This window comes from Pseudomonas maumuensis, assembly GCF_019139675.1.
GTDB classification, from domain to species: Bacteria; Pseudomonadota; Gammaproteobacteria; order Pseudomonadales; family Pseudomonadaceae; genus Aquipseudomonas; species Aquipseudomonas maumuensis.
The window spans coordinates 2,679,557-2,705,949 of record NZ_CP077077.1 but is presented as its reverse complement, the minus strand read 5'-3'; the positions used below and the strand labels follow the sequence as shown (position 1 = coordinate 2,705,949).

General features: G+C 66.7%; 24 protein-coding genes and 1 pseudogene. 15 read left to right on the top strand and 10 right to left on the bottom strand.

Annotated elements, in window-relative coordinates:
- Positions 1-6 precede the first annotated feature (6 nt).
- The gene (locus tag KSS90_RS12165; protein WP_217869592.1) at positions 7-447 is read right to left on the bottom strand and encodes a MerR family transcriptional regulator; all 441 of its coding nucleotides are present in this window, start codon (positions 445-447) and stop codon (positions 7-9) included.
- A gap of 122 nt (positions 448-569) precedes the next feature.
- Between KSS90_RS12165 and KSS90_RS12160 the strand changes: the two genes are divergently transcribed.
- Complete coding sequence (locus tag KSS90_RS12160) at positions 570-1,400, top strand: alpha/beta fold hydrolase (protein WP_217869591.1); 831 nt, start codon at positions 570-572, stop codon at positions 1,398-1,400.
- Positions 1,401-1,415: 15 nt separating this feature from the next.
- Here KSS90_RS12160 and KSS90_RS12155 read toward each other — a convergent pair whose 3' ends face one another.
- Both KSS90_RS12155 and KSS90_RS12150 read right to left on the bottom strand, forming a co-directional pair.
- Positions 1,416-1,568, bottom strand: coding sequence for a hypothetical protein (locus KSS90_RS12155; protein ID WP_217869590.1), 153 nt, complete (start codon positions 1,566-1,568; stop codon positions 1,416-1,418).
- A 9-nt stretch (positions 1,569-1,577) separates the two neighbouring features.
- On the bottom strand, positions 1,578-1,811 hold the full coding sequence (locus KSS90_RS12150; protein ID WP_217869589.1) for a PLD nuclease N-terminal domain-containing protein: 234 nt from the start codon (positions 1,809-1,811) through the stop codon (positions 1,578-1,580).
- A 191-nt stretch (positions 1,812-2,002) separates the two neighbouring features.
- On the opposite strand from KSS90_RS12150, the gene KSS90_RS12145 reads away from it, so the two are divergent.
- The 7 genes from KSS90_RS12145 to KSS90_RS12115 all read left to right on the top strand — a co-directional run bounded on the left by KSS90_RS12145 (position 2,003) and on the right by KSS90_RS12115 (position 11,558).
- Positions 2,003-3,013, top strand: coding sequence for a ligase-associated DNA damage response exonuclease (locus KSS90_RS12145; RefSeq protein WP_217869588.1), 1,011 nt, complete (start codon positions 2,003-2,005; stop codon positions 3,011-3,013).
- A complete protein-coding gene (locus tag KSS90_RS12140; protein ID WP_217869587.1) occupies positions 3,013-4,668 on the top strand; it encodes an ATP-dependent DNA ligase in 1,656 nt (551 codons plus the stop codon). Before KSS90_RS12145 ends, KSS90_RS12140 begins: the two co-directional genes overlap by 1 nt.
- Complete coding sequence (locus KSS90_RS12135; protein ID WP_217869586.1) at positions 4,668-7,262, top strand: ligase-associated DNA damage response DEXH box helicase; 2,595 nt, start codon at positions 4,668-4,670, stop codon at positions 7,260-7,262. The genes KSS90_RS12140 and KSS90_RS12135 overlap by 1 nt, the downstream gene beginning before the upstream one ends.
- A gap of 4 nt (positions 7,263-7,266) precedes the next feature.
- The gene (pdeM, locus tag KSS90_RS12130) at positions 7,267-7,947 is read left to right on the top strand and encodes a ligase-associated DNA damage response endonuclease PdeM (RefSeq protein WP_217869585.1); all 681 of its coding nucleotides are present in this window, start codon (positions 7,267-7,269) and stop codon (positions 7,945-7,947) included.
- Positions 7,948-8,313: 366 nt separating this feature from the next.
- Positions 8,314-9,471 carry a cationic peptide resistance protein CprA gene (gene cprA, locus KSS90_RS12125; protein WP_217869584.1) on the top strand — a complete coding sequence of 386 codons (1,158 nt, stop codon included), beginning with the start codon at positions 8,314-8,316 and terminating at the stop codon, positions 9,469-9,471.
- Between the two features lie 392 nt (positions 9,472-9,863).
- Entirely contained in the window at positions 9,864-11,162 is a 1,299-nt protein-coding gene (locus tag KSS90_RS12120) for an NAD(P)/FAD-dependent oxidoreductase (RefSeq protein ID WP_217869583.1), read from the top strand.
- A 30-nt stretch (positions 11,163-11,192) separates the two neighbouring features.
- Complete coding sequence (locus tag KSS90_RS12115) at positions 11,193-11,558, top strand: cupin domain-containing protein (protein ID WP_023631207.1); 366 nt, start codon at positions 11,193-11,195, stop codon at positions 11,556-11,558.
- Positions 11,559-11,643: 85 nt separating this feature from the next.
- Here KSS90_RS12115 and feaR read toward each other — a convergent pair whose 3' ends face one another.
- The 5 genes and pseudogenes from feaR to KSS90_RS12090 form a co-directional block, all read right to left on the bottom strand.
- Positions 11,644-12,609: a transcriptional regulator FeaR gene (gene feaR, locus KSS90_RS12110; RefSeq protein WP_217869771.1), complete on the bottom strand. Its 966-nt coding sequence runs from the start codon at positions 12,607-12,609 to the stop codon at positions 11,644-11,646.
- A gap of 172 nt (positions 12,610-12,781) precedes the next feature.
- Positions 12,782-13,345 (bottom strand): DUF3156 family protein, encoded by a 564-nt coding sequence (locus KSS90_RS12105; protein WP_217869582.1) that lies wholly within the window; start codon positions 13,343-13,345, stop codon positions 12,782-12,784.
- On the bottom strand, positions 13,326-14,825 hold the full coding sequence (locus KSS90_RS12100) for an APC family permease (RefSeq protein ID WP_217869581.1): 1,500 nt from the start codon (positions 14,823-14,825) through the stop codon (positions 13,326-13,328). Before KSS90_RS12100 ends, KSS90_RS12105 begins: the two co-directional genes overlap by 20 nt.
- 465 nt (positions 14,826-15,290) lie before the next feature.
- Positions 15,291-15,800, bottom strand: a pseudogene (locus KSS90_RS12095) (flavin reductase family protein); the annotation flags it as partial.
- A 75-nt stretch (positions 15,801-15,875) separates the two neighbouring features.
- Entirely contained in the window at positions 15,876-17,045 is a 1,170-nt protein-coding gene (locus KSS90_RS12090) for a p-hydroxyphenylacetate 3-hydroxylase oxygenase component (protein ID WP_217869580.1), read from the bottom strand.
- A 274-nt stretch (positions 17,046-17,319) separates the two neighbouring features.
- Between KSS90_RS12090 and KSS90_RS12085 the strand changes: the two genes are divergently transcribed.
- From KSS90_RS12085 to KSS90_RS12060, 6 genes are all read left to right on the top strand, one after another.
- A complete protein-coding gene (locus KSS90_RS12085) occupies positions 17,320-18,807 on the top strand; it encodes an aldehyde dehydrogenase family protein (protein ID WP_217869579.1) in 1,488 nt (495 codons plus the stop codon).
- 2 nt (positions 18,808-18,809) lie between these two features.
- The gene (locus tag KSS90_RS12080; RefSeq protein ID WP_217869578.1) at positions 18,810-19,469 is read left to right on the top strand and encodes a helix-turn-helix transcriptional regulator; all 660 of its coding nucleotides are present in this window, start codon (positions 18,810-18,812) and stop codon (positions 19,467-19,469) included.
- 76 nt (positions 19,470-19,545) lie between these two features.
- Entirely contained in the window at positions 19,546-20,364 is an 819-nt protein-coding gene (locus tag KSS90_RS12075) for a molybdenum cofactor biosynthesis F family protein (RefSeq protein ID WP_217869577.1), read from the top strand.
- Positions 20,361-21,152, top strand: a complete 792-nt coding sequence (locus tag KSS90_RS12070; protein ID WP_225933159.1) for an SDR family NAD(P)-dependent oxidoreductase — start codon at positions 20,361-20,363, stop codon at positions 21,150-21,152. The genes KSS90_RS12075 and KSS90_RS12070 overlap by 4 nt, the downstream gene beginning before the upstream one ends.
- Positions 21,149-21,916 carry an SDR family oxidoreductase gene (locus tag KSS90_RS12065; RefSeq protein WP_217869576.1) on the top strand — a complete coding sequence of 256 codons (768 nt, stop codon included), beginning with the start codon at positions 21,149-21,151 and terminating at the stop codon, positions 21,914-21,916. Before KSS90_RS12070 ends, KSS90_RS12065 begins: the two co-directional genes overlap by 4 nt.
- A gap of 168 nt (positions 21,917-22,084) precedes the next feature.
- A complete protein-coding gene (locus tag KSS90_RS12060) occupies positions 22,085-23,371 on the top strand; it encodes an alginate export family protein (RefSeq protein WP_225933183.1) in 1,287 nt (428 codons plus the stop codon).
- A 350-nt stretch (positions 23,372-23,721) separates the two neighbouring features.
- On the opposite strand, the gene KSS90_RS12055 is transcribed toward KSS90_RS12060, so the two are convergent.
- The gene (locus KSS90_RS12055; RefSeq protein WP_217869574.1) at positions 23,722-24,600 is read right to left on the bottom strand and encodes a Dyp-type peroxidase; all 879 of its coding nucleotides are present in this window, start codon (positions 24,598-24,600) and stop codon (positions 23,722-23,724) included.
- Positions 24,601-24,772: 172 nt separating this feature from the next.
- On the opposite strand from KSS90_RS12055, the gene KSS90_RS12050 reads away from it, so the two are divergent.
- Positions 24,773-25,669 carry a bile acid:sodium symporter family protein gene (locus KSS90_RS12050; RefSeq protein WP_217869573.1) on the top strand — a complete coding sequence of 299 codons (897 nt, stop codon included), beginning with the start codon at positions 24,773-24,775 and terminating at the stop codon, positions 25,667-25,669.
- Between the two features lie 37 nt (positions 25,670-25,706).
- Here the strand turns inward: KSS90_RS12050 and KSS90_RS12045 are convergent, their stop codons facing one another.
- Positions 25,707-26,168, bottom strand: coding sequence for a sterol desaturase family protein (locus KSS90_RS12045; protein ID WP_217869572.1), 462 nt, complete (start codon positions 26,166-26,168; stop codon positions 25,707-25,709).
- Positions 26,169-26,393 lie beyond the last annotated feature (225 nt).

Below are 26,393 nucleotides of genomic sequence, written 5' to 3'. Positions count from 1 at the left end.
GCGCTGCTACAGGTCCGCTCCGCGCCGCGCCTTTTCCTGGGCCATTTCCTCACGCAGCCGCTCCAGCACCCGCTGTGAGTTGTCCGCGCACTGCATGCCTTCGGGCTTGCTTTCTATGCTTTCGATCACCAGCAACAACTGCGCCTTGTTGCGTGCCAGGCGCTCCTGAAGGCGTTCGATCTCCTCGACCTTGCGCCTGAGCCCGCCCAGCAGTTCATCGTGCTGCCAGCCCTTGGCCTTGGCCGGCAGCAACCGGCGGATCTCCTCCAGCGAGAACCCGGCGGCCTGGGCGTTGGTGATCATCTCCAGCACCCACACGGCATCGGCGTCGTAGTCGCGGTAGCCATTGGCCTTGCGCTCGACCGAGCTGATCAGCCCACTGGCCTCGTAGAAGCGGATACGCGACGGGGCCAGGCCCGTGAGCTTGGCCAGCTCTCCTATTCTCATGCGGCACCTTTGCAATTGCATTGACCTTGAAGCGCACTTTAATCCTAGAGTTGTCCGGTGGCCAGTGGACCCTCACTTGCCCGCCTTCACTAGCTCCACACCCTAGAATCAGGAGACGCGAAATGGCATACGTCACAACCCCGGAAGGACTCGAGATCTTCTACAAGGACTGGGGCCCACGGGACGCCCAGGTGATCTTCTTCCATCACGGCTGGCCGCTCAGCGCCGACGACTGGGACGCGCAACTGCTGTTCTTCGTCGCCGAAGGCTACCGCGTGGTCGCCCATGACCGTCGCGGCCATGGCCGTTCGAGCCAGGTCTGGGACGGCCACGACATGGACCACTACGCCGATGACGTGGCTGCGGTGGTCAAGCACCTGGGTGTCGCGGGGGCGTTCCATGTCGGGCACTCCACCGGCGGTGGCGAGGTGATCCACTACATGGCCCGCCATCCCGAGGACAAGGTACCCAAGGCCGCCATCATCGCCGCCGTGCCGCCGCTGATGGTCCAGACCGCCAGCAACCCCGGCGGGCTGCCCAAGTCAGTGTTCGACGACCTCCAGGCCCAGCTCAAGGCCAACCGCGCGCAGTTCTACCACGATATCCCGGCGGGGCCGTTCTACGGTTACAACCGTCCCGGCGCCAAGGCGGACCAGGGGGTGATCCTCAATTGGTGGCGCCAGGGCATGATGGGCGGCGCCCAGGCACACTACGACGGCATCGTCGCGTTCTCCCAGACCGATTTCACCGAATCGCTGAAGAAGGTGACGGTGCCGGTGCTAGTCATGCATGGCGACGACGACCAGATCGTGCCCTACGACAATTCGGGGCCACTGTCGGCCAAGCTGCTGCCCAAAGGCACTCTGAAGACCTACAAGGGCTATCCCCATGGCATGCCCACTACCCACGCCGACGTGATCAACCAGGACCTGCTGGCGTTCTTCCGCAGCTGACAGGCCCGGGCGGCGTCACCCCTGGCGCCGCCCCTTGCCGCGCGCGGCCTTCTGCGCGGTCGAGTCATGTTGCGTGCCGCTGGAGCCATCGGGTCGATGGGCGTCGTTGTCGCGCTCGGCCTCGCCCGCCGGGCGCGGCTGGCGACGATCTGGCTGCTGCTGTTTCATACACATCTCCTAGCCTTTGCTGTGTTCCGGCGAAGTCGGTCCGCTGCCACGCTTGATGCCTCGCGGCCCGGCGACACCCCAGATGGCCAGCCCGATTACGGGGAACACCACCAGCAGCAGCGACCACAAGACCTTCACGCCATCGGACTTGTCGCTGCGAAACACGCTGACGATCGCCCACAAGTCGACCAGCAGGATGATCGCCACCACGGCGATCCAGAAGTACGTCACGGGGTCGCTCATGACCCATCCTCCTCTTCCAGGCGCCTGCCCGAGATGGACACGACCGCCTTGAACAGAGGAAGCCACGAATGTCCGCAAAGTTCAGCGCGGAACCTGCGCCTGGGATGAACGGGCGCCGTGCCTGCAACGAACTATGAACCTGACGCGCCTGCCGACGCTCTGAGCTGTTAACCCCCAGGCCAAGGTGAGCCATGGAGCTGATCGTCGCGCGCCCCGAAGGGCTGTACTGCCCACCCGGTGATTTCTACATCGACCCCTGGCGGCCGGTCGACCGGGCGGTGATCACCCACGCCCACGGCGACCATGCCCGGCGCGGCAATCGCCACTACCTCGCAGCGGCGCCCGGCGCCGGGATACTGCGCGCCCGGCTGGGCGAGGACATCGACCTGCAGACCCTGCCCTACGGCACGCCGCTTGCGCACCACGGCGTGACCCTGAGCTTTCATCCCGCCGGCCATGTGCTCGGCTCGGCCCAGGTGCGCCTGGCATACCGCGGCGAGGTGTGGGTCGCCTCCGGCGACTACAAGGTCGAGCCGGACGGCACCTGCGCAGCCTTCGAACCGGTACGCTGCCACACCTTCATCAGCGAATCGACCTTCGGCCTGCCGATCTACCGCTGGCAAGCCCAGGCCTGCATCTTCGCCGACATCGACGCCTGGTGGCGCGCCAATGCCGCCGCCGGGCGTCCGAGCGTGCTGTTCGCCTACGCCTTCGGCAAGGCCCAGCGTATTCTCCACGGCATCGACGCCAGCATCGGCCCGGTGCTGGTGCATGGTGCGGTGGAGCCGCTGAACCAGGTCTACCGCGCCGCCGGTGTACGCCTGCCGGAAACCCTGCCCGCAACGGCGACCAGCAAGGGCGACCCATTGCTGCGCCAGGCGCTGGTCCTCGCCCCGCCCTCGGCGGGCGGCAGCACCTGGATGCGCCGCTTCGGCGACTACAGTGACGCCTTCGCCAGCGGCTGGATGCTGCTGCGCGGGGCACGGCGCCGGCGCGGCGTCGACCGGGGCTTCGTGCTCTCCGACCACGCCGACTGGCCCGGCCTGCTCTGGGCCATCGAGCAGAGCGGCGCCGAGCGGGTGATGGTCACTCACGGCCAGGTCAACGTGCTGGTTCGCTACCTGACCGAGCGCGGCCTGGATGCCCGAGCCTTCCAGACCGAGTACGGCGAGGAAGACGACAGCCTGGAGCCAAGCGCCTGATGAGAGCCTTCGCCGAACTCTACGCCCGGCTCGATGCCACCACCTCGAGCAATGCCAAGCTTGCCGCGCTGCAGGACTATCTGGCCGCCGCGCCACCGGCCGATGCCGCCTGGGCGGTGTACTTCCTCGCCGGCGGGCGCCCCCGCCAGGTGGTGCCGACCCGTGTGCTGCGCGACCTGGCAATTCGCCTGTGCGACCTGCCCGAGTGGTTGTTCGAGGAGAGCTACCAGGCGGTCGGCGATTTCGCCGAAACCGTTTCGCTGTTGCTGCCAGAGTCCACCCAGGTCGCGGATGAAAGTTTGCAGTGGTGGCTGGAGCAACTGCTGCCGTTGCGCGGCCTGCCCCCCGAGGAGCTGGCGCCGCGCTTGCAGGCGCTGTGGACGCGACTCGACCGGCAAAGCCTAATGGTTAGCCTCAAGCTGCTCACCGGTGGTTTTCGCGTCGGCGTCTCGAAGCTGCTGGTGACCCGCGCCCTGGCTGCGCTGGCCGGAGTCGACGCCAAGCGCGTGGCGCAGCGCATGGTCGGCTACACCGACCTCGCGCACCAGCCGACGCCCCAGCGCTACCTGGCGTTGATCGCCCAGGAGTCGGCCGAGGAACATGCCCAGCGCGGCGGCCAGCCCTATCCGTTCTTCCTGGCGCACCCGCTACAGGAGCCGCTCGAGCGCTTCGACGCGGTGCTCGGCCCGCCCCAGGAGTGGCTGGTGGAATGGAAGTGGGACGGCATCCGTGCCCAGCTGGTGAAACGCGATGGGCGTGCCTGGCTGTGGTCGCGGGGCGAGGAGCTGATCACCGAGCGTTTTCCCGAGCTTGCGCAACTCGCCGCCGCGCTGCCCGACGGCACCGTGCTCGATGGCGAGCTGGTGATCTGGAAGGCGCCACCCGACAGCGGCGAACAGGCATTTGGCGTCCAGCCGTTCGCCCTGCTGCAGCAACGCATCGGGCGCAAGACCTTGGGCAAGAAGCTGCTGGACGAGTTGCCGGCGGCGCTGCTGGCCTACGACCTGCTGGAATGGCAAGGCGAAGACTGGCGCAGCCGCAGCCAGGACCAGCGTCGGGAGCAGCTAGAGGTGCTGGTCGATAGCATCGGCGATGCGCGCCTGCGCCTGTCGCCGCGCGTGACCGGCGCCGACTGGCAGGCGCTCGCCCGCCAGCGCGAAGCCTCGCGCCAGCTGGGTGTCGAGGGCATGATGCTCAAGCGCCGTGACTCGCTGTACGGCGTGGGCCGTACCCGTGACCTGGGCCTGTGGTGGAAATGGAAGATCGACCCGTTCAGCATCGACGCGGTGTTGATCTATGCCCAGCGCGGCCATGGCCGGCGCGCCAGCCTGTACAGCGACTACACCTTCGCGGTATGGGACGACAGTGCCCCGGGCGAGCGGGTGCTGGTGCCCTTTGCCAAGGCCTACTCCGGCCTCACCGACGAAGAGATGCGCAAGGTCGACGCCATCGTGCGCAGGACCACGGTGGACAAGTTCGGTCCGGTACGCAGCGTCACCCCAACCCTGGTGTTCGAACTGGGCTTCGAAGGCATCGCCCTGTCCAAGCGCCACAAGAGCGGCATCGCGGTGCGTTTCCCACGCATGCTGCGCTGGCGCACCGACAAGACCATCGAACAGGCCGACACGCTGGCCACCTTGCAGGGGCTGCTGTGATGGCCAAGCACCGCCAGCCTTCCAGCCGCTGGTTCGCCGAGCGCGGCTGGAAGCCGTTCACCTTCCAGAAGGCCGTCTGGCAAGCCGTGGCCGAGGGCGAATCGGGGCTGCTGCACGCCGCCACCGGCGCCGGCAAGACCTATGCGGTGTGGTTCGCCGCGCTGGATCGTTTCGCCGGGCAGTGTGCCTCCCTGCCCGCACCATCACGTCGCGGCAAGCCTGCCATGGCGCCGCTGACCCTGTTATGGATCACCCCCATGCGCGCCCTGGCCACCGACACGGCCAGGGCGCTGCAGGCCCCCCTGGATGACCTGGAGATCGCCTGGAGCATCGGCCTGCGCACTGGTGACACCGGCAGCGCCGAACGCGCCCGCCAGGCACGGCGCCTGCCCAGCGCCCTGGTCACCACCCCGGAAAGCCTGACCCTGTTGCTGACCCAAGCCAATGCGCGCGAGGCGTTCGCCGGCCTGCGCATGCTGGTGGTGGACGAATGGCACGAGTTGCTCGGCAACAAACGGGGCGTGCAGTTGCAACTGGCCCTCGCCCGCCTGCGCTGCTGGCAGCCATCGCTGCTGGTCTGGGCACTGTCCGCCACGCTGGGCAACCTGGAGCACGCGCGGCAAGTGCTGATGCCGGCAGGCCGCCTGGTGCAAGGGCACGACGCCAAGGAGCTGCGCATCGACACCTTGCTGCCGGCCGCCATCGAACGCTTCCCCTGGGCCGGGCATCTGGGCCTGCGCATGCTCGGGCAAGTCGTCGAACAACTGGAGGGCAGCGCCACCACGCTGGTGTTCACCAACACCCGCTCGCAGGCGGAGACCTGGTACCAGGCACTGCTGCAGGCGCGGCCCGACTGGGCCGGGCTGCTGGCACTGCACCATGGCTCGCTGTCGCGTGAGGTGCGCGACTGGGTGGAGCTGGCCTTGAAGAAAGGCCAGCTGAAGGCAATGGTGTGCACTTCAAGCCTGGACCTTGGCGTGGACTTCCTGCCCGTGGAGCGCGTGCTGCAGGTCGGCTCGGCCAAGGGCGTGGCGCGCCTGATGCAGCGCGCCGGGCGCTCCGGCCACGCCCCGGGCCGGCCCTCGCGCGCCACGCTGGTACCGACCCACAGCCTGGAGCTGCTGGAGGCGGCGGCGGCACGCAGGGCGGTGGCGCAAGGCAAGGTCGAGGCGCGCCAGGCCCCCGGGCGGCCACTGGATGTGCTGGTCCAGCACCTGGTGAGCATGGCCCTGGGCGACGGCTTTGACGCCCAGGACATGCTCGCCGAAGTGCGCAGCGCCTGGTCGTACCGCGACCTGAGCGAGACGCAATGGGCATGGGCCCTGGCGTTCATCCGCCACGGCGGCCTCTCGCTCACCGCCTACCCCGATTTCCGCCGCGCCGAGCCGGACGCCGAAGGCCGCTGGCGGGTGCCCGATGCACGCCTGGCACGCCGTCACCGCATGAGCATCGGCACCTTGGTCAGCGATGCCAGCCTGACCGTGAAGTTCTGGGCCCGCGGCGGCAGCGGATCGCTGGGCAGCGTCGAAGAAGGCTTCATCGCCCGCCTGCGCCCGGGCGACCACTTCCTGTTCGCCGGGCGTACCCTGGAGCTGGTGGAAGTGCGCGACATGACCGTCTACGTGCGCCGCGCCAGCGACCGCAAGGCCGCTATCCCGCGCTGGAACGGCGGGCGCATGCCGCTCTCGGGCGAACTGGCCGAGGCGATGCTGGCCGAGCTGGATGCGGCGGACCAGGGGGTCTACCAAGGCCCGGAAATGCGCCTGCTACGCCCGTTACTGGAGGTGCAGAAAGCCTGGTCGGCGTTGCCCGGCAAAAACCTCCTGCTGGCCGAGACCCTGAAGTCCCGCGAGGGCTGGCACCTGTTTCTCTACCCCTTCGCCGGGCGCTCGGTGCATCTGGGCCTGGCCAGCCTGCTGGCCTGGCGCCTGGCCAGGGATACGCCGCGGAGTTTCTCCATCGCGGTCAACGACTACGGCCTGGAGCTGCTGTGCGCCAGCGCCATCGACTACGCCGGCGCCCTGACCCCGGCGCTGTTCGACAGCCAAGACCTGCTGCCCGAGGTGCTTGCCAGCCTCAATGCCGGCGAACTGGCGCGCCGGCGCTTTCGCGAGATCGCCCGGATCGCCGGACTGGTGTTCACCGGCTACCCCGGTGCACCGAAGAGCACGCGCCAGTTGCAGGCTTCCAGCGGGCTGTACTTCGATGTGTTCAGGCAGCACGACCCGGACAACCTGCTGCTGACCCAGGCCCACCAGGAGGTGCTGAGCCAGGAACTGGATGTGCAACGCCTGCGCCAGACCCTGCAGCGCTTGCAGCCTCTGCCGCTGCAACTGCGGAGCATCAGGCGCGCCACACCGCTCGCCTTTCCGCTGATGGTCGAGCGCTTTCGCGAGAGCCTCAGTTCGGAAAAGCTCGCCGACCGGATCCGGCGCATGGTCAGCGACCTGGAGCAGGCCGCAGGTGCCGGGGCACAGGATCCTACGGCGTTGACCACGCTGATGGTCGAGGATGACACCCGTGAACCTGGCCGCGCGCGCAAGGGCAGGCGCAGCAAGGACGGCCGGCCACGCCCGGCCAGGCAGCGGTCCTGAGGCCATGGCCAGCGCCCTTCCTTCGCACATCACCGTAAACGTGGCCGGCACCGAACTTTGCCTGCTGGCGGAAAAAGCCCTGTGGTGGCCAGAGCAGCGGACCCTGCTGATCGCCGACCTGCATCTGGGCAAGGCGGCCGGCTACCGGGCATTGGGCCAGCCGGTGCCCAGTGGCACCACCGCCTGCAACCTGCAACGCCTGGATGCCCTGCTGCAGCGCTTTGCCTGCCAGCACCTGGTATTTCTCGGCGATTTCCTGCACAGCGCCAAAGGCAGAACCCCGCAAACCCTGGCGGCCCTTGCCGAGTGGCGCGCCCGCCATGCGGCGCTGCCCATCACCCTGGTGCGCGGCAACCATGACCGACAAGCCGGCGATCCGCCGGTCGAGCTGGGTTTCGAGGTGGTGGCCGAGCCGCTGCCGCTCGGCCCGTTCGCCTTGCACCACGAGCCCTGCGCGCATCCGGGCCGGCATGTACTGGCGGGCCATGTGCATCCGGCGTACCGCCTGCGCGGTCGTGGCCGCCAGCAGGTGCGCCTGCCCTGTTTCCTGGTCGGCGAGCACCTGACCTTGCTGCCATCGTTCGGTAGTTTCACCGGCGCGATGACGCTGCAGCCGCGAGCGGGTCAGCGGGTCTATGTCATCGGTGATGGAGGGATCTGGGAAGTGCCCGAACAATTGAAGTGAAACGAACAATAAGCCGCGTGCAAATTTAAATATATTTACACATACCCTACAGTCGCTTACATCTGCTCATAGTCCATTAAAATTGTTTCACCAAAAACCTGCATAACTGCGCCAACAGTTAATTGAAATAACCCTCCACCCGCCAGACAATGACTCGCCGCCCTGCCCCTCGCCGCTATTTGCCTGCAGGGCGCGCGGACATGACTTCCTTATGGCGCGTTTATCTACGTGACATCGGCTCGCGCCCTGTTCATCAAAAAGTCCAATAGCCACGAACTTAGACCAGTCGCAACAGCAAACTTTCACGCAACTTTCACACCTATACCAACGAATGAAGCACTGGCAAATTACTTGCCGAGGAAATCTATGAACACCCCCGCCATTCATACGCCCACCCTCCCGTGTCCAGCCCAGGAGCGTATTCTGCTGACTGGTGCCACAGGTTTTCTCGGTGGCGCCGTCGCCGCCCAGATGATCGCCGAGGGGCATGCCGAGGCCCTGTGCTTCCTCGTTCGCGCCGAGAACCCGGCGCAGGGCCTGCAACGCCTACGCGACAACTTGCGCCAGCACGGTGTCGACGACAGCCAGAGCCAGGCCCTGAGCGAAGCGCAGATCCTCTGCGGCGACTTCCTCGACACCGCCTGGCTGGCTCGCGAGACCCCGCGCCTGATGCAGGTCGACCGGGTGATCAACTGCGCCGCCGTGGCCTCGTTCTCGAAAAACCCCAATATCTGGCCGGTGAACGTCGAGGGCACCTACGCCTTTGCCCAGGTGCTGAGCCGCTCCAGCCGCCTCAAGCGTTTCCTCCACGTCGGCACCGCCATGTGCTGTGGCCCGCAGCGCGAGTCGCCGATCAGCGAATCGTGGGAGTTCCCCGAGGCCGCGCAGCAACTGGTGGACTACACCGCCTCGAAGGCGGAGATCGAACGGCGCATGCGTGAAGAGCTGCCCAGCCTGCCGCTGGTGGTGGCGCGGCCATCCATCGTGGTCGGCCACCGCAGCCTCGGCTGCCAGGCCTCGGGCAGCATCTTCTGGGTGTTCCGCATGGGCTTCGCCCTGGAAAGCTTCACCTGCGGCCTGGACGAGCAGATCGACGTGATCCCTGTGGACTATTGCGCCGAGGCGTTGATCGGCCTGGCGCTCAAGCCACGCCTGGTTCATGACCTCTACCATATCTCCGCCGGCCATCATTCGGCCTGCACCTTCGCCGAGATCGACCAGGCCTTCGCCTTGGCCAATGGCGCGGAGCCGGTGGGCGAGCGCTATCGCAAGGTCGAGGCGGACGACCTGAAATCACTGGCCAGCCATTTCGAAACCCGTATCGGCCCGGCCAACCCACGCCTGGTGCTGCGCGCACTGCGCCTGTACAGCGGCTTTGCCGACCTCAACTACCTGTTCGACAACAGCCGGCTGCTGGAAGAAGGCATTGCGGTGCCGCCACGCTTCACCGACTACCTGGACGTCTGCGTCAGGTCGTCCAGCGGTGTGAGCATCGCCACGCAGATGCAGTGGGATTTTAAGTAATAAGCGTCACTGGGGCTGCTACGCAGCCTATCGCCGGCAAGCCGGCTCCCACAGGGACCGCGCAATTAGTGAGGCCTGCGCTGTATCTGTGGGAGCCGGCTTGCCGGCGATGGGCCGCAAAGCGGCCCCTATCGCTAAACTGACTGGCGTTAGCCACAGAGGGAGATTTACTTAACATATTCATGAGGTGCATGATCCCCACTCCTCCCGTGGAGGTCATGCTGCCACCGTATGCCTACGGTGTTGGACTAGATGGACAACTTGGCAGCCTGAAGCAAACCCCTGGCAGTCCCAGGCAAGACACCTACCTGTCGTTAGGTGCTCAATGCCTGCAACCGCCAGCGCTTGTGCAAGCCCTGCTGTCCAACAATTCCAACTGTCCAGGCTGCGCCATGATCAACATCGAAACGCCCACTTACTACACCGCCACCAAGAAGTACAACCTCAGCTTCCCCACCCTGGAAAGCGACATCGAAGCCGATGTCGTGGTGATCGGCGGCGGCTTCTCGGGCATCAACACCGCCCTGGAACTGGCCGAGCAAGGCATCACCAATGTCGTCGTGCTCGAGGCCCGCTACCTGGGCTTCGGCGGCACCGGCCGCAACGGCGGGCAGATCATGGCCGGCATCGGCCACGACCTGGAGAAGATCAAGAGCAGCGTGGGCGACCAAGGCCTGCGCGAGATCTTCGAGATCAGCGAGCTGGGCGCCGGCATCATCAAGGCGCGCATCGCCCGCTACCAGATCGACGCCGACTTCTGCCACGGCTACGGCTACATGGGCTTCAACGCCCGCCAGGCAAAGACCCTGCGCGCCTGGGAGAAGGACTTCAAGGCCATCAACGGCAAGGACGAAATCCGCTTCCTCGGCGGTTCGGAGGTCAGGCAGATCATCGGTTCCGACGCCTACAGCAGCGCCCTGCTGCACATGGGCGGCGGCCACGTGCATTCTCTGAACCTGCTGCTCGGCGAGGCCCAGGCCCTGGTCGGCCACGGTGCGCGGATCTTCGAGCACAGCCCAGCCCTGGAAGTACATTACGGCGAGCGCATCACCGTGCGCACCGGGCGCGGTTCGGTCAAGGCCAGCAAGCTGCTGTGGGCCTGCGACAGCTTCCTCAACAAGCTCGAACCCGAACTACATGCGCGCACCGTCAACACTTATGCCTTCCAGCTGATGACCGAGCCACTTTCGGACGAGCTCATCCAGCGCATCAGCCCGATCCGCGGCGCCTACAGCGATATCCGCCCGGTGATCGACTACTACCGCGTCACCCGCGAGAACCGCCTGCTGTTCGGTGCCGCCACGCCGTTCGTGGAGCATATCCCGAGGGACCTGAAGGCCTGGAACCGCAACCTGATGCTGAAGATCTTCCCCTACCTCAAGGATGTGCGCATCGACCTGGCCTGGGGCGGACCGATGGCCACCAGCGCCAACCTGTTCCCGCAGATCGGCACCCTCAGCAACCGCCCCAACGCGTTCTATGTACAGGGCTACTCGGGCTTCGGCGTCACCCCCAGCCACATCATCTGCAAGATCCTCGCCGAGGGCATGAGCGAAGGCTCGGCCCGCTACGACCTGATCAGTTCGGTCAAGCACGCGCGCATCCTCGGCAAGGACCATATCCGCCCACTGCTGCTGACCGCCGGCAAGACCGTGCATCAGCTGTCGGGCTTCTTCAACGGCCGCCGTTGATTCCTTTTGAACAAGACCAGGAGAACCACCATGACCCTCACCGCCGTCCGCCAGGGTGTGCAGCTGTCCGAACTCGACGCCTGGGGCACCGTTGCCGATCTCGGCTCGACCATCCTCGAAGGCGAGGTCAAGTGCTACGGCAAGATGACCCACGGCGCCCCGACCGACCCGGTCAGCAGCGCCTATTTCGGCACCACCCAAGGCAAGTTCCGCATGGTCTACCCGTTCAGCGAGCAGGCGGTGATCGTCACCGGCGAGATTCAGCTGACCGACGAATCCACCGGGCAGGTGACGCGCTACAAAGCGGGTGATGCGTGGTTCGTGACCAAGGGTACGCCGGTGCTGTGGGAGGTGTTGAGTGAGACCTTTGTGAAGCATTACCTTGCGCTAGCCTGATTACATCCTTGGGACCGCTTCGCCGGTAAGCCGGCTTCCACAGAGGACGCATAGCTCTGTGGGAGCCGGCTTGCCGGCGATGCTTTTAGCGCCCTGCCGTCAACGCCATGGCCCTGAAATCCTTCGGCGACTGCTCGAACTGCTTCTTGAACGCCCGGCTGAAATGCGCCGAATCGGTGAAGCCCCACTTGTAGGCGATCGAGGTGATCGACTCGCGCTTGAGGAGCGGGTTGGACAGATCGTCAGCGCTGCGCTTGAGCCGCGAGCGCTGGATGTACCGACACACGCTGTCGCCCTCCTCTTCGAACAACCGGTACAGGTGGCGTACCGAAATGCTCAGGCGCTCGGCCAGGTTCGCCGGGGTCAACCCGGGCTGGCCCAGCGACTCGTCGATGACCTTCTGCACATAGCCGCGCAGGCTGACGCCGCCGAGCCCGGCCAGCGAGCCGGGGTTGTCATCACTGCGCTGGAAACCCGGCTCCAGCAGGGCTATGAACGCCGCCTGCAGTGCCTCGCCCTGGGTTGCCCCGGCCTCGTCGCCTTCACGGCATAGCTGGTCCATCAGCAAGTGCAGCATGCGCCCGCAGGCGTTGGTCGAGGAGATCTTGCCGAAGGTCGCGCCCTGCCCCGTCAGGTGCTTGCGCACCTGTCCGCGGGACAGCGACAGCGAGACATGCTCGATCAGGCCGAACGGGGTGATCTCGCAAGGCCCCACCGAGTCCATCAGCAGCAGCTCGCCTGGCGACAGCTGGATGCTCGCACCACCCTGGGTGATCTGCGAGTAGCCCATGCGCTGGCTGACCAGGAAGCAGTGCTGGTCATCGTCGCGGTCGGGGTTGTCGCCCAGGCGGCGGATATTGCCGGCATTGGTGCGCAGGTTGGCCAGGGCCAGGCCGGCGCGGTTGAAGGTGGCGATCTCGCCGATGAATAGCGAACGGTTGAAGGCAAGTTCGGTATGGAACTGGCCGCAGACTTTCTGCATGGCCGCGGTCCAGCGCTCCAGGCCGTCGTGGGCCGGGCTTGCGCTGTGCGCTGAAGCGGGCTGGGGCATGGGCATGGCGACCTCCACAGCAACGGTTGTTGTTATGGGGCAATTGTTAACATGTTATCAATGAACGTACAACTGTCATCTCTTGTGGGAGCGGCTTTAGCCGCGATGCAGGTATCGCAGTGCCTGGCACCCGCTTTGCGGGTGATCGCGGCTAAAGCCGCTCCTACAGGATTCAGAGGTCGTGCAGGGCGTACGCCAACCCGTCGAACGCCAGCCAGAGATGGTGGCGCTGTTCGGTTGTGAGGGGGATGTAGCGACGCAAGGCGGGCATCCGGTTGACCACTTCGCTAGCGCCCATATGCTCCAGGGTCACCTGCCATTGACCGTCGCAACAGTCGATGGCCAGGCGCTTGAAGTCCAGGGGCATCAGGGCGGCCTGCACTGCTGCCAGGCGCGCCTCGAGCGCTTCGAACAATAGCGGATCACCGCTGCGCAGGCGGCAGCCCAGACCGCTGCGCCGCAGCATGCCGGTGTGGTGCAGTTCGGCGCGCAGCGTACCCTGGCCACTGGCTGGCACACGCAGGATGAACTCGCACATCACCAGGTGCATCAGCAGGTGGCTTTCGGTGCGTTCACGCACCTCGATACGCGGGCCATCCTCTCGGTAGGTAAAGGATGCTGCGGATTGCAAATCCGGTAATCCGAGGTTCCGCCCCAGACGCGCCAGGGTCGCCCCGGGCCGATACCCGGCCGGAGCGCGTGGCCCGGTCAGACGCTCAAGCCAGCTTGCCGACATGGCGCACCTGCTCGCTGTGGGGTTGGCCAGGCTCGGCGGCGAACTCCTTCTCCAGCACATCCTCGACCCGCGCCGGCCGGAACGGATTGACCTTCTGCACGCACAGGGTCCAGAACAGTGCATAGGCCGCGGTGGCACCAAGCATCACGGCGAAAGGCACATACACCTCGCTCGGGCTCATGCCCGGCGGGGTGATGAACCACATGCCCAGCAGGATGCCGATGCTGGAGACGATCTGCGGCAGCGGGAACAATGGCGAACGGTAGGCGCGCGGCAGGTCCGGGCGGCGGATGCGCAGGATCACCACCGACAGGGTTACCAGCAGGTACGCCGTGCTCCAAGCGCACACCGCCGCCAGCACCAAGTGCAGGATGTTGTCGGTGTTGCCGCCCAGGTACCAGGCGTGCAGACAGGGGATCAGCGCCACCACCAGGATGCACAGCAGCGGGGTCTTGAAGCGCGGGTGCAGGTAGGTGAACACCTTCGGTAACGCGCCATCCACCGCCATGCCGTAGAGAATCCGCGGCACCCCGGCCATCAGCGTATTGATGGTGGCGGCGCCGGCGAACAGGAAGCCGATGCCCAGCCATACCGGGCCGATATCACCCATCACCTGCTCGGCGAAACGCGGGATGGCCATGGGCGTGTCCAGCAGATGCACGCCGCTGGCGGCGTCGAGCACCACGTTTTCCACCTGGCGTTTCATCGCCGCGCCGTAGATGAACATGCAGCTGGCCACGCCGAACAAACCCAGGGCCATGGCCTTGGGCATGACCCAGGCCGAGCGGCGCAGCTCCGGCGCCAGCGGGGTGACGAATTCGCAACCGACGAACATGAACATGGCCATGCCCACCAGCGACAGGATGGTCATCAGGTCGGTGCCGACCAGCGACACACCGAACGGCCCCTGCAGCTCGACGGCGGGCGCGGCGATCAGGCCGAGCACGCCGAACACCATCAGCGTGGTCCACATGCCGAAGGTCAGTACCACTTCGGCGCGGCCGAAGGCGCTCACGCCAAAAGCGTTGAGCACGCCGAACACCAACACGAAGCCCACCCCCAGCAGCCAGGAGCCGCCGGCCGACTCGGCCAGGGTATTGAGGTGCTCGAAGTTCACCAGGGCCATGACCCCGGACAAGATGGTCTCGGCGGTGCCCGCGAACACATGCACGATCAGGTACGCCGACAGGGTGCCGGTAATGGCGAAGAAGCGGCCCAGGCCGCAGTTGATGTAGTCGTACACGGAGCCGGTGGTGGGCAGGATCGCCGCCGCTTCGGCGAAGGTGGTCGATTGCGCCAGCATCATCACCGCGGCGATCAGCATGGCCACGGCGAAGGCGCTACCGCCGATGCCGAAGCCCATGGTCGCGGTGAGGATCACCGGGCTGGCCATAATCAGGCCGACGGTGCTGGCCAGCGCGGTGGGGAAACCGACGCTGCCGCGGTTCAGGTGCTCGGTGAGCTTATTATTGGTTGTCATGGGTAGGCCCTGGGTGGACGAGGGAAAGATGACCGCTTGCCCGGCGCGCCGCAAGTGCTGGCGTACGCCGGGTGTTCCCCGTCACTTTGCGGCCTCCACCCAGACGGGTCTTGCCACTGCCTGCCGCCGACCTTGATCCGTGTTGCCAGATGCCAGGCGATAGCCTTGCATCGCTCTTGAGATCGAGCGCCGCCCGCGCGGCGCATCGCTGGCAAGCCAGCTCCCACATCTGTTTCGGGCCAATCAATCCTGTGAGGTCATCGCTGTCCGCCCTGGTGCATGCCTTGAGGCCTGCGGGGCGGCAGTGATGCCCACGCTGAAACCGCGTCGGACCAACAAGGCGTACAGCCGCGGCGGCGCAGGCATAACTGGCCCGAAACAGATGTGGGAGCTGGCTTGCCAGCGATGCGCCGCGCGGGCGGCGCTCGATTTCACAGGCACTGCAACACTGGCGTCGAACACCTACCCCTGCGCGCAGCGACCCATCAGCTCATACGGCAGAACCCTGGAATAGGCGCCTTGGTGATAGAGCAGCGGCGGCCCCCCGAGGTCGTCGAAGGCTAGCACCCGGCCAATGAGAATCCAGTGGTCACCGCCATCGATCTGCTGGAACTTTTCGCAGCGAAAACGCGCCGAGCAGCCTGGCAACAAGGGTGCGCCACCCTCGCCGGTCTCGTGCTCGATGCCGGCGAAGCGGTCTTCGCTGGGACGGGCGAAGGTGTTGGACAGGTCGATCTGGTCGGCGCCCAGCACGTTCACGGCAAAGTGCCCGGCAGCCTCGAATACCGCATGGCTGCTGGAGCGCTTGTCGATGCTCCAGAGCACCAGCGGTGGCTCGAGAGACACCGAGTTGAAGCTGTTGGCGGTGACGCCGGCCTTGCGCCCCGAGGCATCTGCTGCGGTGATCACGGTGACGCCGGTGGCGAAGTTGCCCAGGGCGCGGCGGAAAGCGCGGTTATCGAAGGTAGTGGACATGCAAGGCTCCATCATTGTTGTTGGGCTGGGCTGAGTCGCTCCCACGTTGCTCCAGCCATGTTCATCGGTTGAAGCTCAGGTCATCGCCGGATCCGGCTCCAGCCCCATCAACTCGCGCCCGAGGATCTGCGCGCAGACGTCATAGTCGGTGTAGGCGTGCGCCCCGGTCATGTGCGCATCGCGGAACAGCCGCTGCAGCTCGCTGCCATCGAACCAGGCACCACCGCCGGCTGCCTCCATCAGCCGATCCACGGCCTGGATGCACAGCTTGACCGCGTAGCCCTGGTTGGTGCGCCAGTAGGCCAGCTCCGTGCGGGTCGGGTACTGGTGGCGGGTACTGTACTCGGCGATCTGCTGCCAACTCTTTTCCAGCAGCGCCCGCGCCGCAGCAACCTGGTGGGTGGACTCGGCCAGGCGCATCAGCGCCGGGGTGGCAGCGCCGACGGCGGCGCCGGTATAGGCGCGCACGCGGTTGCGGGTCTTGTCCCTGAACACTTCGAGCATGCGCTCGGCGATACCCAGGCTGACCGTGGAGAATCCGCTGGCGAAATAGGGTCGGTACGGGTTGAAGTAGATTGCGCTGTCCGGGTACAACCCGAAGCCCGCCGACTGGCCCTCCATCATGTCCCTGGCCTTCTGAATGCGGTGTTCGGGCACGAAGGCGCGCTCGACGATCAGTGTGCGGCTACCACTGGCGCGCATGCCAGCGGCGAACCAGTCGTCGCGGATCTGGTAGTCGCTGCGCGGCAGCACGGCGAAGCAGTAGTCCTGGCCGCCCTCAGGGTTGGCCCGGCGAAAGCCCATGATCGCCCACTCGGCGTGGTCACAGCCGCTGCTCCAGCCCATCTCGCCACTGAACAGCACACCGCCCTCGACTTCTTCGGTACGACCGAACGGGGCAATGCTGCTACTGGCGGTGGCGTCCGGGTCGTGGCCCCAGATCTCGTCCTGCAAGCGTGCCGGGAACATCGCCAACTGATGGCTGTGGGTACACAGCAGGCTCATGGCCCAGGCAGTGCTGGCACAGGCACCGGCCAGAGCGGCGATGCACTCGGCGAACAGCGGCAGGCTGATTTCCAAGCCGCCGTAGTGCCTGGGCAGGAAGGCCTTGTGCAGGCCTATGGCCTTGAGCGTGGCGATGTTCTCGGCGGGTACGCAGCGCTCGCGCTCGGCCTGGTCGGCGCGGGCGGCAATGGCCGGCAGCAGGGGTTTGAGGTCTTCGAGCAGGGGGTTTGGCTTTTTCATGGTCTGGCTCATTGTTATTGGACCCTGGCGAGCGCCGCCTGGAATGCGCGACTCGCTTATGAATGCCAGGTCAGTATGGGAGCCGTGGTCGAGGCCGAAAATGCAACTTCCGCACCTCGGATTGCACTTTTCATGGGCCTGGCAGGCTGAGTCATGGTGGCTGGCATGGGCAGACAAGAACGCCGGTTTGCCGCGCTCTAACCTGCGCAAATCGGGCCGCTGCGGCCCATCGCGGGGCAAGCCCGCCGCCACGAAGCCCACCCGGAGCCCTGTCATGAGCGATATCCCCCTCCTTCCGAGCGTCAGCGCCTTCCTCGCCCGTGAGCACGGCCTGTACATCCACGGCGAAACGGTGGCCAGCCAGTCCAGCGCCCGCATCAATGTGTACAACCCGGCCAACGGCGAAGCCATCGCCCAGGTCGTCGACGCCAACCTGGCCGATGTCGAGCGCGCCGTCGCATCGTCCCGTCAGGGGTTTGCCAGCTGGTCGCGCACCAGCCCCGCCGCCCGCGCCGCGGTGCTGTTGCGCCTGGCTGACTTGCTGGAGGCCAATCGCGAGGAACTGGCGCAACTGGAAACCCTGCAGTCGGGCAAACTGATCGGCATCGCCCGCGCCTTCGAGGTGGAGCAGGCCGCGCACTTCCTGCGCTACTACGCCGGTTGGGCCACCAAGATCACCGGCCAGACCATCACCCCGTCGCTGCCCTCCTTCGCCGGCGAGCGCTACAGCGCCTTTACCCTGCGCGAGCCGGTGGGCGTGGTGGTGGGCATCGTGCCGTGGAACTTCGCCACCATGATCGCCCTGTGGAAGCTGGCCTCGGCCTTGACCACCGGCTGCAGCATCGTGCTCAAGCCCAGCGAGTTCACCCCGCTGACCCTGCTGCGCATCGCCGAACTGGCCAGCCAGGCCGGCCTGCCTCCGGGCGCCCTCAACGTGCTGACCGGCGGCGGCCAGGTAGGCAAGGCGCTGGTCGAGCACCCCGACACCGACAAGGTGTCGTTCACCGGCTCGGTACCCACCGGCATCGCCGTCGGCCAGGCGGCCATGGGCGCCAAGCTGACCCGGGCGACCCTCGAGCTGGGCGGTAAGAACGCCGTGGCGTTCCTGGCGGATGTCGCTGTCGACAAGGCGGTGGACGGCATCATCGAGGCCGGTTTCCTGCATTCCGGGCAGATCTGCGCCGCCGGTGAGCGTTTCTACGTCCATCGCTCGCGCCTCGAACCGCTGCTCGAGGCCCTGTCCCAGCGCCTGGGCCAACTGAAGATCGGCTCGCCCCTGGACGAAACCACCCAGTTCGGCCCGGTGGCCAACAAGCCGCACCAGCAAAAGCTCGGCGAGCTGTTCGCCACCGCCCGCGCCGAGGGCAACCGCATCGTCCATGGCGGGCGCCTCGGCGATGGCCCGGGCTGCTTCGTCGAGCCCACTGTCATTCTCGCCAACAGCGCGGGCGACACCCTGCTCAACCAGGAAACCTTCGGCCCAGTGGCGACCTTCCTGCCCTATGACCACGAGGACGAACTGATCCATCTGATGAACGCCTCGCCCTACGGTCTGAGCGCGAGCCTGTGGACCAACGACCTGGGCAAGGCCATGCGCCTGATCCCGGAAATCCAGGCCGGGACGCTGTGGGTCAACATGCACACCCTGCTCGACCCGGCGGTGCCGTTCGGCGGCATCAAGGCTTCCGGCATCGGTCGCGAGTTCGGCTCGGCGTTCATCGACGACTTCACCGAGCTGAAGTCGGTGATGATCCGCTACTGACCATGACCAGCGCCAACCACGACCTGGGCCGCTACTGCCTGCAGGCCTTCAGCCAGCAGGTGCCGGCCTCGCTGGCGGCGTTCTACCGCATCGATGCCGGGCAGCAGGCCTGCGACTTCCTGTTGCAGGACCTGCAGGCGCCGATGCATGCCCGCTACCTCGAGCATTATCGGGCGTTCGACCCGCTGCAGCCCGGGCACTGCCTGGCCATCGGTCGACCGGTGGTGTCGCTGCGCCAGGGCCTGGCCCGCCTGCCCGAAGCCCAGGGCCAGACCTACCGGCGTTTCCTCACGCAGCATCAGGTGGTGGACGTGGTCGAGATCATCGCCCAGGCCGATGGCCGCCCCGTGGCCGGCGTCTCGCTGTTGCGCTGCGCCAGCCTCGGTGAGTTTCGTAGCGACGAGCTCGAACGCCTGCTGCCCCTGCAAGGCCTGATGCAGCTCGCCGTGGCCAGCCAGCCGCTGGCGAGCGCGCCCGCGCCCGTCGAACTGACTCCGCGCGAACGGCAGATCGCCGAACTGCTACGCCAGGGCACCAGCAACAAACTGATCGCCCGCGTCCTGGGTGTCGGCCTGCCGACGGTGAAGACCCATCTAATCAACCTGTTCCGCAAGCTCGGCGTGCGCAACCGCACAGAGCTGGTGGCTGCCCTCTACCTGTGACTCAACCTTCCGGTTGATACCGCCGCCCGCCGCGCCATTGCACCCTGTGGCCACCCCAACCACAGGAGTCACCGCCATGCCCAATACCGCCGACTGGATAACCGTGGGCGCACTCGCCGACGGCTTTGCCCCCGAGGCCTTCATCCTGCCGCAACTGGCCGATCTGTCCGGGCGCACACTCAACCTGCACTTCGCCAATGGCTGGATCATCGAGCACCGCTTCGACAGCGAGCGCCTTCACTGGCACGCGGCGGACGGCCACAGCAGCGGCAGCGCCGGCTACCGGGCCACTTCGGTACGCCCCGGTATCTATCTGGTCGACTTCATCAAGCACGAGGCCGGCCAGGCCTGGTCGGTGTCGCTGGTGCTCGACACCCTGGCGCAGGCCTTCACCGCCGTGCTCGGCCGCCTGCCCGACCAGGCCCGCGTCCAGCGCGGCCTGTACGCCCTGGCCCTGGCCGGCGAGGCACTGACCGGCGTCGAAGCCAGCTTCCTGCACGGCAGCCTCGACCGCCCCTGGCAGGCCGGCGCCTGCCCCCACGCGCCGAGCACCGAGCTGGTCGGCCTGCGCAACCACTACCGCTACAGCCCCACCGAGGAATACGAGCACATCTACCTCAACGCCAACTACTACAGCTGGCAGTGCCTCAAGGGCGTCGAACAGGGTCTGTGCGACACCGACCGGGCGTACTACTACAAGATCGCCGAGCAGCTGTACCTGTTCGTCTGGTGCGAAAAGATCGTGCCCACTCTGGGCCTGGTGATGATCGACCTGGCGCGGCACCGCAGCGACGGCAAGATCTTCGGCTACCAGGGCGGCGGCTTCGATGCGCTGGCCAATTTCCCGGTGGCGTCCCACTGCCGGGTGCTCAACCGCACGGAGCATGGGCAGTGAGCCGCAGCGTGCTGGTCACCGGGGCCGGCAGTGGCATCGGTGAAGCCTGCGCCCTGCGCCTGGCCAGCCAGGGCTGGCAGGTGGCGCTGGTGGGCCGTCGCCGCGCGGCGCTGGAGCGGGTCGCGCAACGCTGCGATGGCCTGGTGCTGGCCGGCGATGCCGCCGACAGCGCCACCTGGGCCGGCTTTATCGAACGAGTGCGCACCCGCTTCGGCGGCCTCGACGCGGTGATCGCCTGCGCCGGCGGCCATGGCCTGGGAGCCGCCGAGCAGACCAGCGACGGTGCCTGGGGCGAGGCGCTGCGCAGCAACCTCGACAGCGCTTTCCACACCGCCCGGGCGTGCCTGCCGTTGCTGCGCGAACGGCGTGGCAGCCTGGTACTGCTGGGCTCCATCGCCTCGCTGGCCGCCGGCCCCGAGGTCTGCGGCTACACCACCGCCAAGCACGCCCTGGTGGGTCTGAGCCGCTCGCTGGCCCGCGACTACGGACCGTTCGGCGTGCGGGTCAACTGTGTCTGCCCGGGCTGGGTACGCACACCCATGGCGGACCAGGAGCTGCAGACGTTGATGGCGCATTACCAGGAAGACCTCGATGCCGCCTACCGCCGGGTCACCACCGACGTGCCGCTGCGCCGCCCGGCCAGCAGCGTCGAGATCGCCGCCGTGTGCCAGTTTCTCATCAGTGCCGAGGCCAGCATCGTCACCGGCACGGTGATCACCGCCGACGGCGGCTCCAGCGTGGTCGACGTGCCAACCCTGCCCTTTACCCGCCTGGAGCCGTCGGCATGAATGCGCGTTACGACTTCGCAGGCCGCACGGTGCTGGTCACCGGCGCGGCGGGCGGCATCGGCCAGGCCATCGTCGAGGGGTTCGCCCGAGGCGGCGCCCGGGTGCTCGCGGTGGACCTCGATTCGCCGGCGTTGCAACACCTGGTCGAAACCCAGATGGCGTTGGGGCACGAGGTTCGTGGGGAGATTCTCGACCTGGCCGACCCCGGCGCGATCGGCGCCATGCTGGCCGGGCTGGAACGCTTGGATGTGCTGGTACACAACGCTGCGTACTTTCCACTCACCCCATTCGCCGAGATCGATCCGCAAATGTTGCAGCGCACCCTGGCGGTGAACCTGGGGGCGTTGTTCTGGCTTGCCCAGGGCGCCCTGCCCCTGTTCCGCCGCCAGGGTGGCGGATGCGTGCTGGCCACCTCGTCGGTGACCGGGCCCAGGGTGGCTTACCCGGGTCTGAGCCACTACGCCGCGTCCAAGGCCGGGATCAATGGCTTCATTCGCAATGCCGCACTGGAACTGGCGGCGCTGAATGTGCGGGTCAACGGCGTGGAACCAGGGATGGTGCGCACACCGGCCATGGACAACCTCGGCGATACGGCCCTGAACACCCGGATCGCTGCCGGCGTGCCCCTGGGGCGGCTGGGCGAGCCCATCGATATCGCTGCCGCGATGCTGTTCCTGGCCTCCGACGCCGCCCGCTACATCACCGGCCAGACCCTGGTGGTCGACGGCGGCGCCACCCTGCCGGAGACCGCCGCGCGCCTGTGATGGCGGCGACATGCAAGAGCGCTGGCAGCCACGGGCAAGACCACCGCCAGCGTTCCACGCGCTAATAGCCCGTCGCCCTTCGACACTGCCTCCACAACGACGCGGCACTCAAGACCGCACACAACAAACGAGGATCGATCCATGCGTCTCACTCCACGTCGCACCGCAATGGCCACGGCACTGACCCTGCTGATCCATGGCCAGGCCAGCCCGGCCTACGAGCTGTACGCCGACGAAGACAGCCACCTGAACGCAGATCTGCTCGCGGTCTGGGGCATGTTCAACAGCCGCCACAACTACGATGGCACCCCCGGTGGCTCGACCTGGCGCGAGGGTTTCATCAAGTACGGCCTCAGCGGCGACCAGGGTCTGGGCGGCAACGGCAGCTTGTACGGCGCCCTCAACTGGGTCAGCTCAGGCGCCTGGGGCGACGGCGACGCTGGTGGCAACCAGGACGGCTCGGAACGCACCACCAAGATCGAGGACGCCTACCTGGGCTGGCGCTCGGGCGACCTGTTCCCGTTGCTGGGCAAGGATGGCGTCGACCTGTCCGGCGGCCGCCAGGTGATCCGCCTGGGCAACGGCTTCCTGATCAACGACGACGGCCCCAACCTGGGCAAGGGCCCGGCCGACGGCCAGCTCAACCGTGGCGGCGGTTTCTACCTAGGCGCGCGCCACGCCTTCGACCGCACTGCGGTGCTGCGCCTGGGCGGCAAGGAGGGGCTGCATGGCAGTGTGCTGTGGCTCAAGTCCGACAACCGTGCCCAGGCCGAAACCGAGCTGGCGGCCGGCACCCTGGACTACACCCATGACCTGGGTACCCTGGGCCTGACCTATATCCACGGCATCGACGTGACCGACCAGTGGGCCAGCGAATTCCAGAAGGCCCGCGAAGGCATGGATGTCTACAGCGTGCGGGGCGAAGGCAGTGCGGGCCTGGCAAACACCCGCCTGGCCTTCGAATACGCCTGGCAGGACAAGCGCGGCGGGCATGAGACCGCCTGGTACGGCGAAGCGGCCTACACCTTCGCCGACACCCCTTGGGCGCCGCAGCTGAGCTACCGCTACACCCGCTACTCCGCAGGCTGGGACCTGCTGTTCACGGGGCTTTCCAGCGGCTACGGCACCTGGATCCAGGGCGAGGTCGCCGGTAACTACGCTGGGCCGTTCAACACCAATAGCGGCATCCACCATGTCGGCCTGAAGGCCACGCCACGGGACAATCTGACCCTCGGCGCGCTGTTCTTCGACTTCGACACGGTGCGTAGCCGCGACACATTGAACCTCGATGCGCAGGAGCTGGACCTGTATGTGGAATGGGCGGTCAGCGAGCACCTGATCGTCACCCCGCTGCTGGGGCTGTTCAAGCCGCGCAAGGATGCAAGCAATGGCGGCAACCAGGTGGGCAGCGGGACCAACGTTTACAGCCAGCTGACGGTGGCGGTGCCGTTCTGAAGGGCAGCCCTTTCGAGGTGTACAACGTTGGTGTTGCAGCGCCTATCAGATCCAGCGCCGCCCGCGCGGCGCATCGCGGATGAATCCGCTCCTACATTCGTTGCAACGTACCGAACCTGTCAGGCCATGGTTGCCTGCCTTGGCGCAGGGCTTGAGGCAGGTGGGGCGGCTGCAATGCCCGCCGAAAAATCGCGTCGAGCGCACAAGGCTGACAACCATGGCCTATCAGGCATGGCCACGTTGCAACAGATGTAGGAGCGGATTCATCCGCGATGCGCCGCACGGGCGGCGCTCGGTCGCATAGGCGCTGCAGGGTTTGCGGTGGACACCTGGTCGCACCCCAGGATCCATCAGCCCAGCAACAGGCTCAGGTCGGCGCCCTGCTCACCCAGCGGCGGGCACCAGTAATAGCCGCCGCTCAACGGCCGGCTGAAGCGGTACAGGCCATCGACCACGCCATCCTCCAGCCCGCTCATGCGCCGCAGCTGCACCTCGAAGGCGTCCAGCGAGAAGCCCAGGGCGACGAACGCCAGGCCCGCGCCGCGCTCATCGGTCCAGGCCACCGAGCGCCGCACCACGAACGCCTCGGGCGCGAAGCTCTCCTGGGCAGTGCGCTTGACGTGGGCCGACTCGGGCGCGTCGTCGAGCTCTTCGTTGTCGCTCAGGCGGCGACCGATGATGTTGTCCTGCTCGGCCTGGGGCAGCGACTTGAAGTAGCCCAGGTCGTGCTTCCACAGCTGGAAGGCGGCAAAGCTCGAACCCGACAGGCCGGGGATGTCGCCCGGCACGATGGCGGCGGCAACGGCGTCTGCGTCCACCGGGTTCTCGGTGCCGTCTTCGTAGCCGGTCAGGTCATGGCCGCCGCGGTGCAGGAAGCCGTCGACGCTGTCGACCAGGCGCAGGGCCGGCGCCAGCGCCTGCTGCAAGGCCTGGGCGCGCAGGAACAGCTCGCCGCGCTCGGCACCGCGCAGCCACAGCCACAGGGCGTGCTGGGTCGCCGGATTCTCCACCACCGCGTCCAGTTGCGGGAAACTGCGCAGGCCCGGCACCTGGCGACCCAGGGCCTTGGCCAACGGCGCGCCGACGCCCAGGATCAGGTTTTGTCCATCGACCTGTGGCAACAACTGGTCGAGTACGGCCGGCAGCGCCTCCAGGGAATCGAGGGCGAAGAACAGGTGGCGGGCATGGGCCGGCACCGGGGTGGCAAGCAGACCTTGCTGGAACGGCATGACGGGCGAATCCTCGGCAAAAGCGCGAATGCTACTGCCCCGGGCGCGGCATCGCAACGCGACATGGGGTCGCCAGGCCAGTAACAAACGGTTACCAAGATCGCCCAGACACGATTAGCTATCATTGCGCCCCCTTCTACACTCCTCGGGATCCTTCGCCCGAGAGACCACCATGACCGCCTCCCCCTTGCTCACCGCCCTCCTGCCGCTGGCCCTGGGCATCATCATGCTCGGCCTGGGCCTGTCACTGACCCTGGCCGACTTCGCCCGCGTGGTGAAGTACCCCAAGCCCGTGGTGATCGGCCTGACCTGTCAGATTCTGCTGCTACCGCTGGTGTGCTTCCTGATCGCCAACGGTTTCGGCCTGGAGGCGGCGCTGGCGGTAGGCCTGATGCTGCTGGCGGCCTCCCCGGGTGGCACCACCGCCAACCTGTTCAGCCACCTGGCCCACGGCGACGTGGCGCTGAACATCACCCTGACCGCGGTCAACTCGCTGATCGCGATACTCACCATGCCGCTGCTGGTGAATCTGTCGTTGGCCTGGTTCATGGAATCGGACCAGGCCATCCCGCTGCAATTCGCCAAGGTCATGCAGGTGTTCGCCATCGTCCTGCTGCCGGTGGCGCTGGGCATGCTGATCCGTCACTGGGCGCCGCGCTTCGCCGCGCGCATGGAAAAACCGATGAAGATCGTCGCGGCGCTGTTCCTGGCCTTCACCATCGTCCTGGCCCTGGCCAAGGATTGGCAGACCGTGGTCGAGTACGCGCCGATCGTTGGCGGCGCCGCACTGCTGTTCAACCTGCTCAGCCTTGCGGTGGGCTACTGGGTGCCACGTCTGCTGAGCATCCCCAAGCGCCAGGCGATCGCCATCGGCATGGAAATCGGCATCCACAACGGCACCCTGGCCATCGCCCTGGCCCTGAGCCCGTCGCTGCTGAACAACGCGACCATGGCGGTGCCGGCGGCGATCTACAGCCTGATCATGTTCTTCACCGCGGCGGGGTTCGGCTGGTGGGTGAGCCGCGGGCAAACGGTTGAAAACACCATCGAGCGCAAAGTCGCGAACTGAGCCGGCGATAGGGGCGCATCGCGCCCCCGGCAACATCTCAACCCCGCCGGCGCTTCAGCTGTTGCTTCAACACCCGCAACGGCGGTGCGTAGAAGAACCCGAACGACACGCTGCCTTGGCGTCCCTTCACCGCATGGTGCAGGCGGTGCGCCCGGTACAGGCGCTTGAGGTAGCGGTTGACCGGCTTCGGCGCACGCGGCCAGTGACGGTGGAACAAGCCGTCGTGGGCCAGCACGTAGGCCAGCCCATACCCCGCCACCCCGCCGCCGACCCACTGCAGCGGCGCATGCCCGGCCTTGCCCAGCATCACCAGGGCAGCGGCGATCAGCCCGAGCGCCAGCAGGTAGAGGTCATTGGTTTCCAGCATGCCCAATTGCGGCTCGTGGTGCGAGCGGTGCAGCCACCAGCCCCAGCCGTGCATGACGTACTTATGGGCCAGCGTGCCGACGCCCTCCATGGCCACCAGGGTGCCGAACAGCACGGCGAGATTGAACAACATGGATCGGTCCGGGGGGGGTGGCAACGAAAGGCGCAAGGGTACCATTGCCGTCAGGTCATTCGGAGGGATTTTCCATGAAGGATGTACCCAGGCCAGCATCTGCCAGTGCTTGGCGTAACACAATTGTCATGATCCACGCCTTGACCCTGCGCGGGTCGAGGCGTATGGTCCGCCGCGCACTAAAGCATCCCTCACCCAGGAGACCCTGCATTGGACAGTAGCCCC

Bases quoted from the DNA above. Each gene is read 5' to 3' on its own strand.
- KSS90_RS12165 (WP_217869592.1), bottom strand. From the start codon at position 447: ATGAGAATAGGAGAGCTGGCCAAGCTCACGGGCCTGGCCCCGTCGCGT.
- KSS90_RS12160 (WP_217869591.1), top strand. From the start codon at position 570: ATGGCATACGTCACAACCCCGGAAGGACTCGAGATCTTCTACAAGGAC.
- KSS90_RS12155 (WP_217869590.1), bottom strand. From the start codon at position 1,568: ATGAAACAGCAGCAGCCAGATCGTCGCCAGCCGCGCCCGGCGGGCGAG.
- KSS90_RS12150 (WP_217869589.1), bottom strand. From the start codon at position 1,811: ATGAGCGACCCCGTGACGTACTTCTGGATCGCCGTGGTGGCGATCATC.
- KSS90_RS12145 (WP_217869588.1), top strand. From the start codon at position 2,003: ATGGAGCTGATCGTCGCGCGCCCCGAAGGGCTGTACTGCCCACCCGGT.
- KSS90_RS12140 (WP_217869587.1), top strand. From the start codon at position 3,013: ATGAGAGCCTTCGCCGAACTCTACGCCCGGCTCGATGCCACCACCTCG.
- KSS90_RS12135 (WP_217869586.1), top strand. From the start codon at position 4,668: ATGGCCAAGCACCGCCAGCCTTCCAGCCGCTGGTTCGCCGAGCGCGGC.
- pdeM (WP_217869585.1), top strand. From the start codon at position 7,267: ATGGCCAGCGCCCTTCCTTCGCACATCACCGTAAACGTGGCCGGCACC.
- cprA (WP_217869584.1), top strand. From the start codon at position 8,314: ATGAACACCCCCGCCATTCATACGCCCACCCTCCCGTGTCCAGCCCAG.
- KSS90_RS12120 (WP_217869583.1), top strand. From the start codon at position 9,864: ATGATCAACATCGAAACGCCCACTTACTACACCGCCACCAAGAAGTAC.
- KSS90_RS12115 (WP_023631207.1), top strand. From the start codon at position 11,193: ATGACCCTCACCGCCGTCCGCCAGGGTGTGCAGCTGTCCGAACTCGAC.
- feaR (WP_217869771.1), bottom strand. From the start codon at position 12,609: ATGCCCCAGCCCGCTTCAGCGCACAGCGCAAGCCCGGCCCACGACGGC.
- KSS90_RS12105 (WP_217869582.1), bottom strand. From the start codon at position 13,345: ATGTCGGCAAGCTGGCTTGAGCGTCTGACCGGGCCACGCGCTCCGGCC.
- KSS90_RS12100 (WP_217869581.1), bottom strand. From the start codon at position 14,825: ATGACAACCAATAATAAGCTCACCGAGCACCTGAACCGCGGCAGCGTC.
- KSS90_RS12090 (WP_217869580.1), bottom strand. From the start codon at position 17,045: ATGAAAAAGCCAAACCCCCTGCTCGAAGACCTCAAACCCCTGCTGCCG.
- KSS90_RS12085 (WP_217869579.1), top strand. From the start codon at position 17,320: ATGAGCGATATCCCCCTCCTTCCGAGCGTCAGCGCCTTCCTCGCCCGT.
- KSS90_RS12080 (WP_217869578.1), top strand. From the start codon at position 18,810: ATGACCAGCGCCAACCACGACCTGGGCCGCTACTGCCTGCAGGCCTTC.
- KSS90_RS12075 (WP_217869577.1), top strand. From the start codon at position 19,546: ATGCCCAATACCGCCGACTGGATAACCGTGGGCGCACTCGCCGACGGC.
- KSS90_RS12065 (WP_217869576.1), top strand. From the start codon at position 21,149: ATGAATGCGCGTTACGACTTCGCAGGCCGCACGGTGCTGGTCACCGGC.
- KSS90_RS12060 (WP_225933183.1), top strand. From the start codon at position 22,085: ATGGCCACGGCACTGACCCTGCTGATCCATGGCCAGGCCAGCCCGGCC.
- KSS90_RS12055 (WP_217869574.1), bottom strand. From the start codon at position 24,600: ATGCCGTTCCAGCAAGGTCTGCTTGCCACCCCGGTGCCGGCCCATGCC.
- KSS90_RS12050 (WP_217869573.1), top strand. From the start codon at position 24,773: ATGACCGCCTCCCCCTTGCTCACCGCCCTCCTGCCGCTGGCCCTGGGC.
- KSS90_RS12045 (WP_217869572.1), bottom strand. From the start codon at position 26,168: ATGTTGTTCAATCTCGCCGTGCTGTTCGGCACCCTGGTGGCCATGGAG.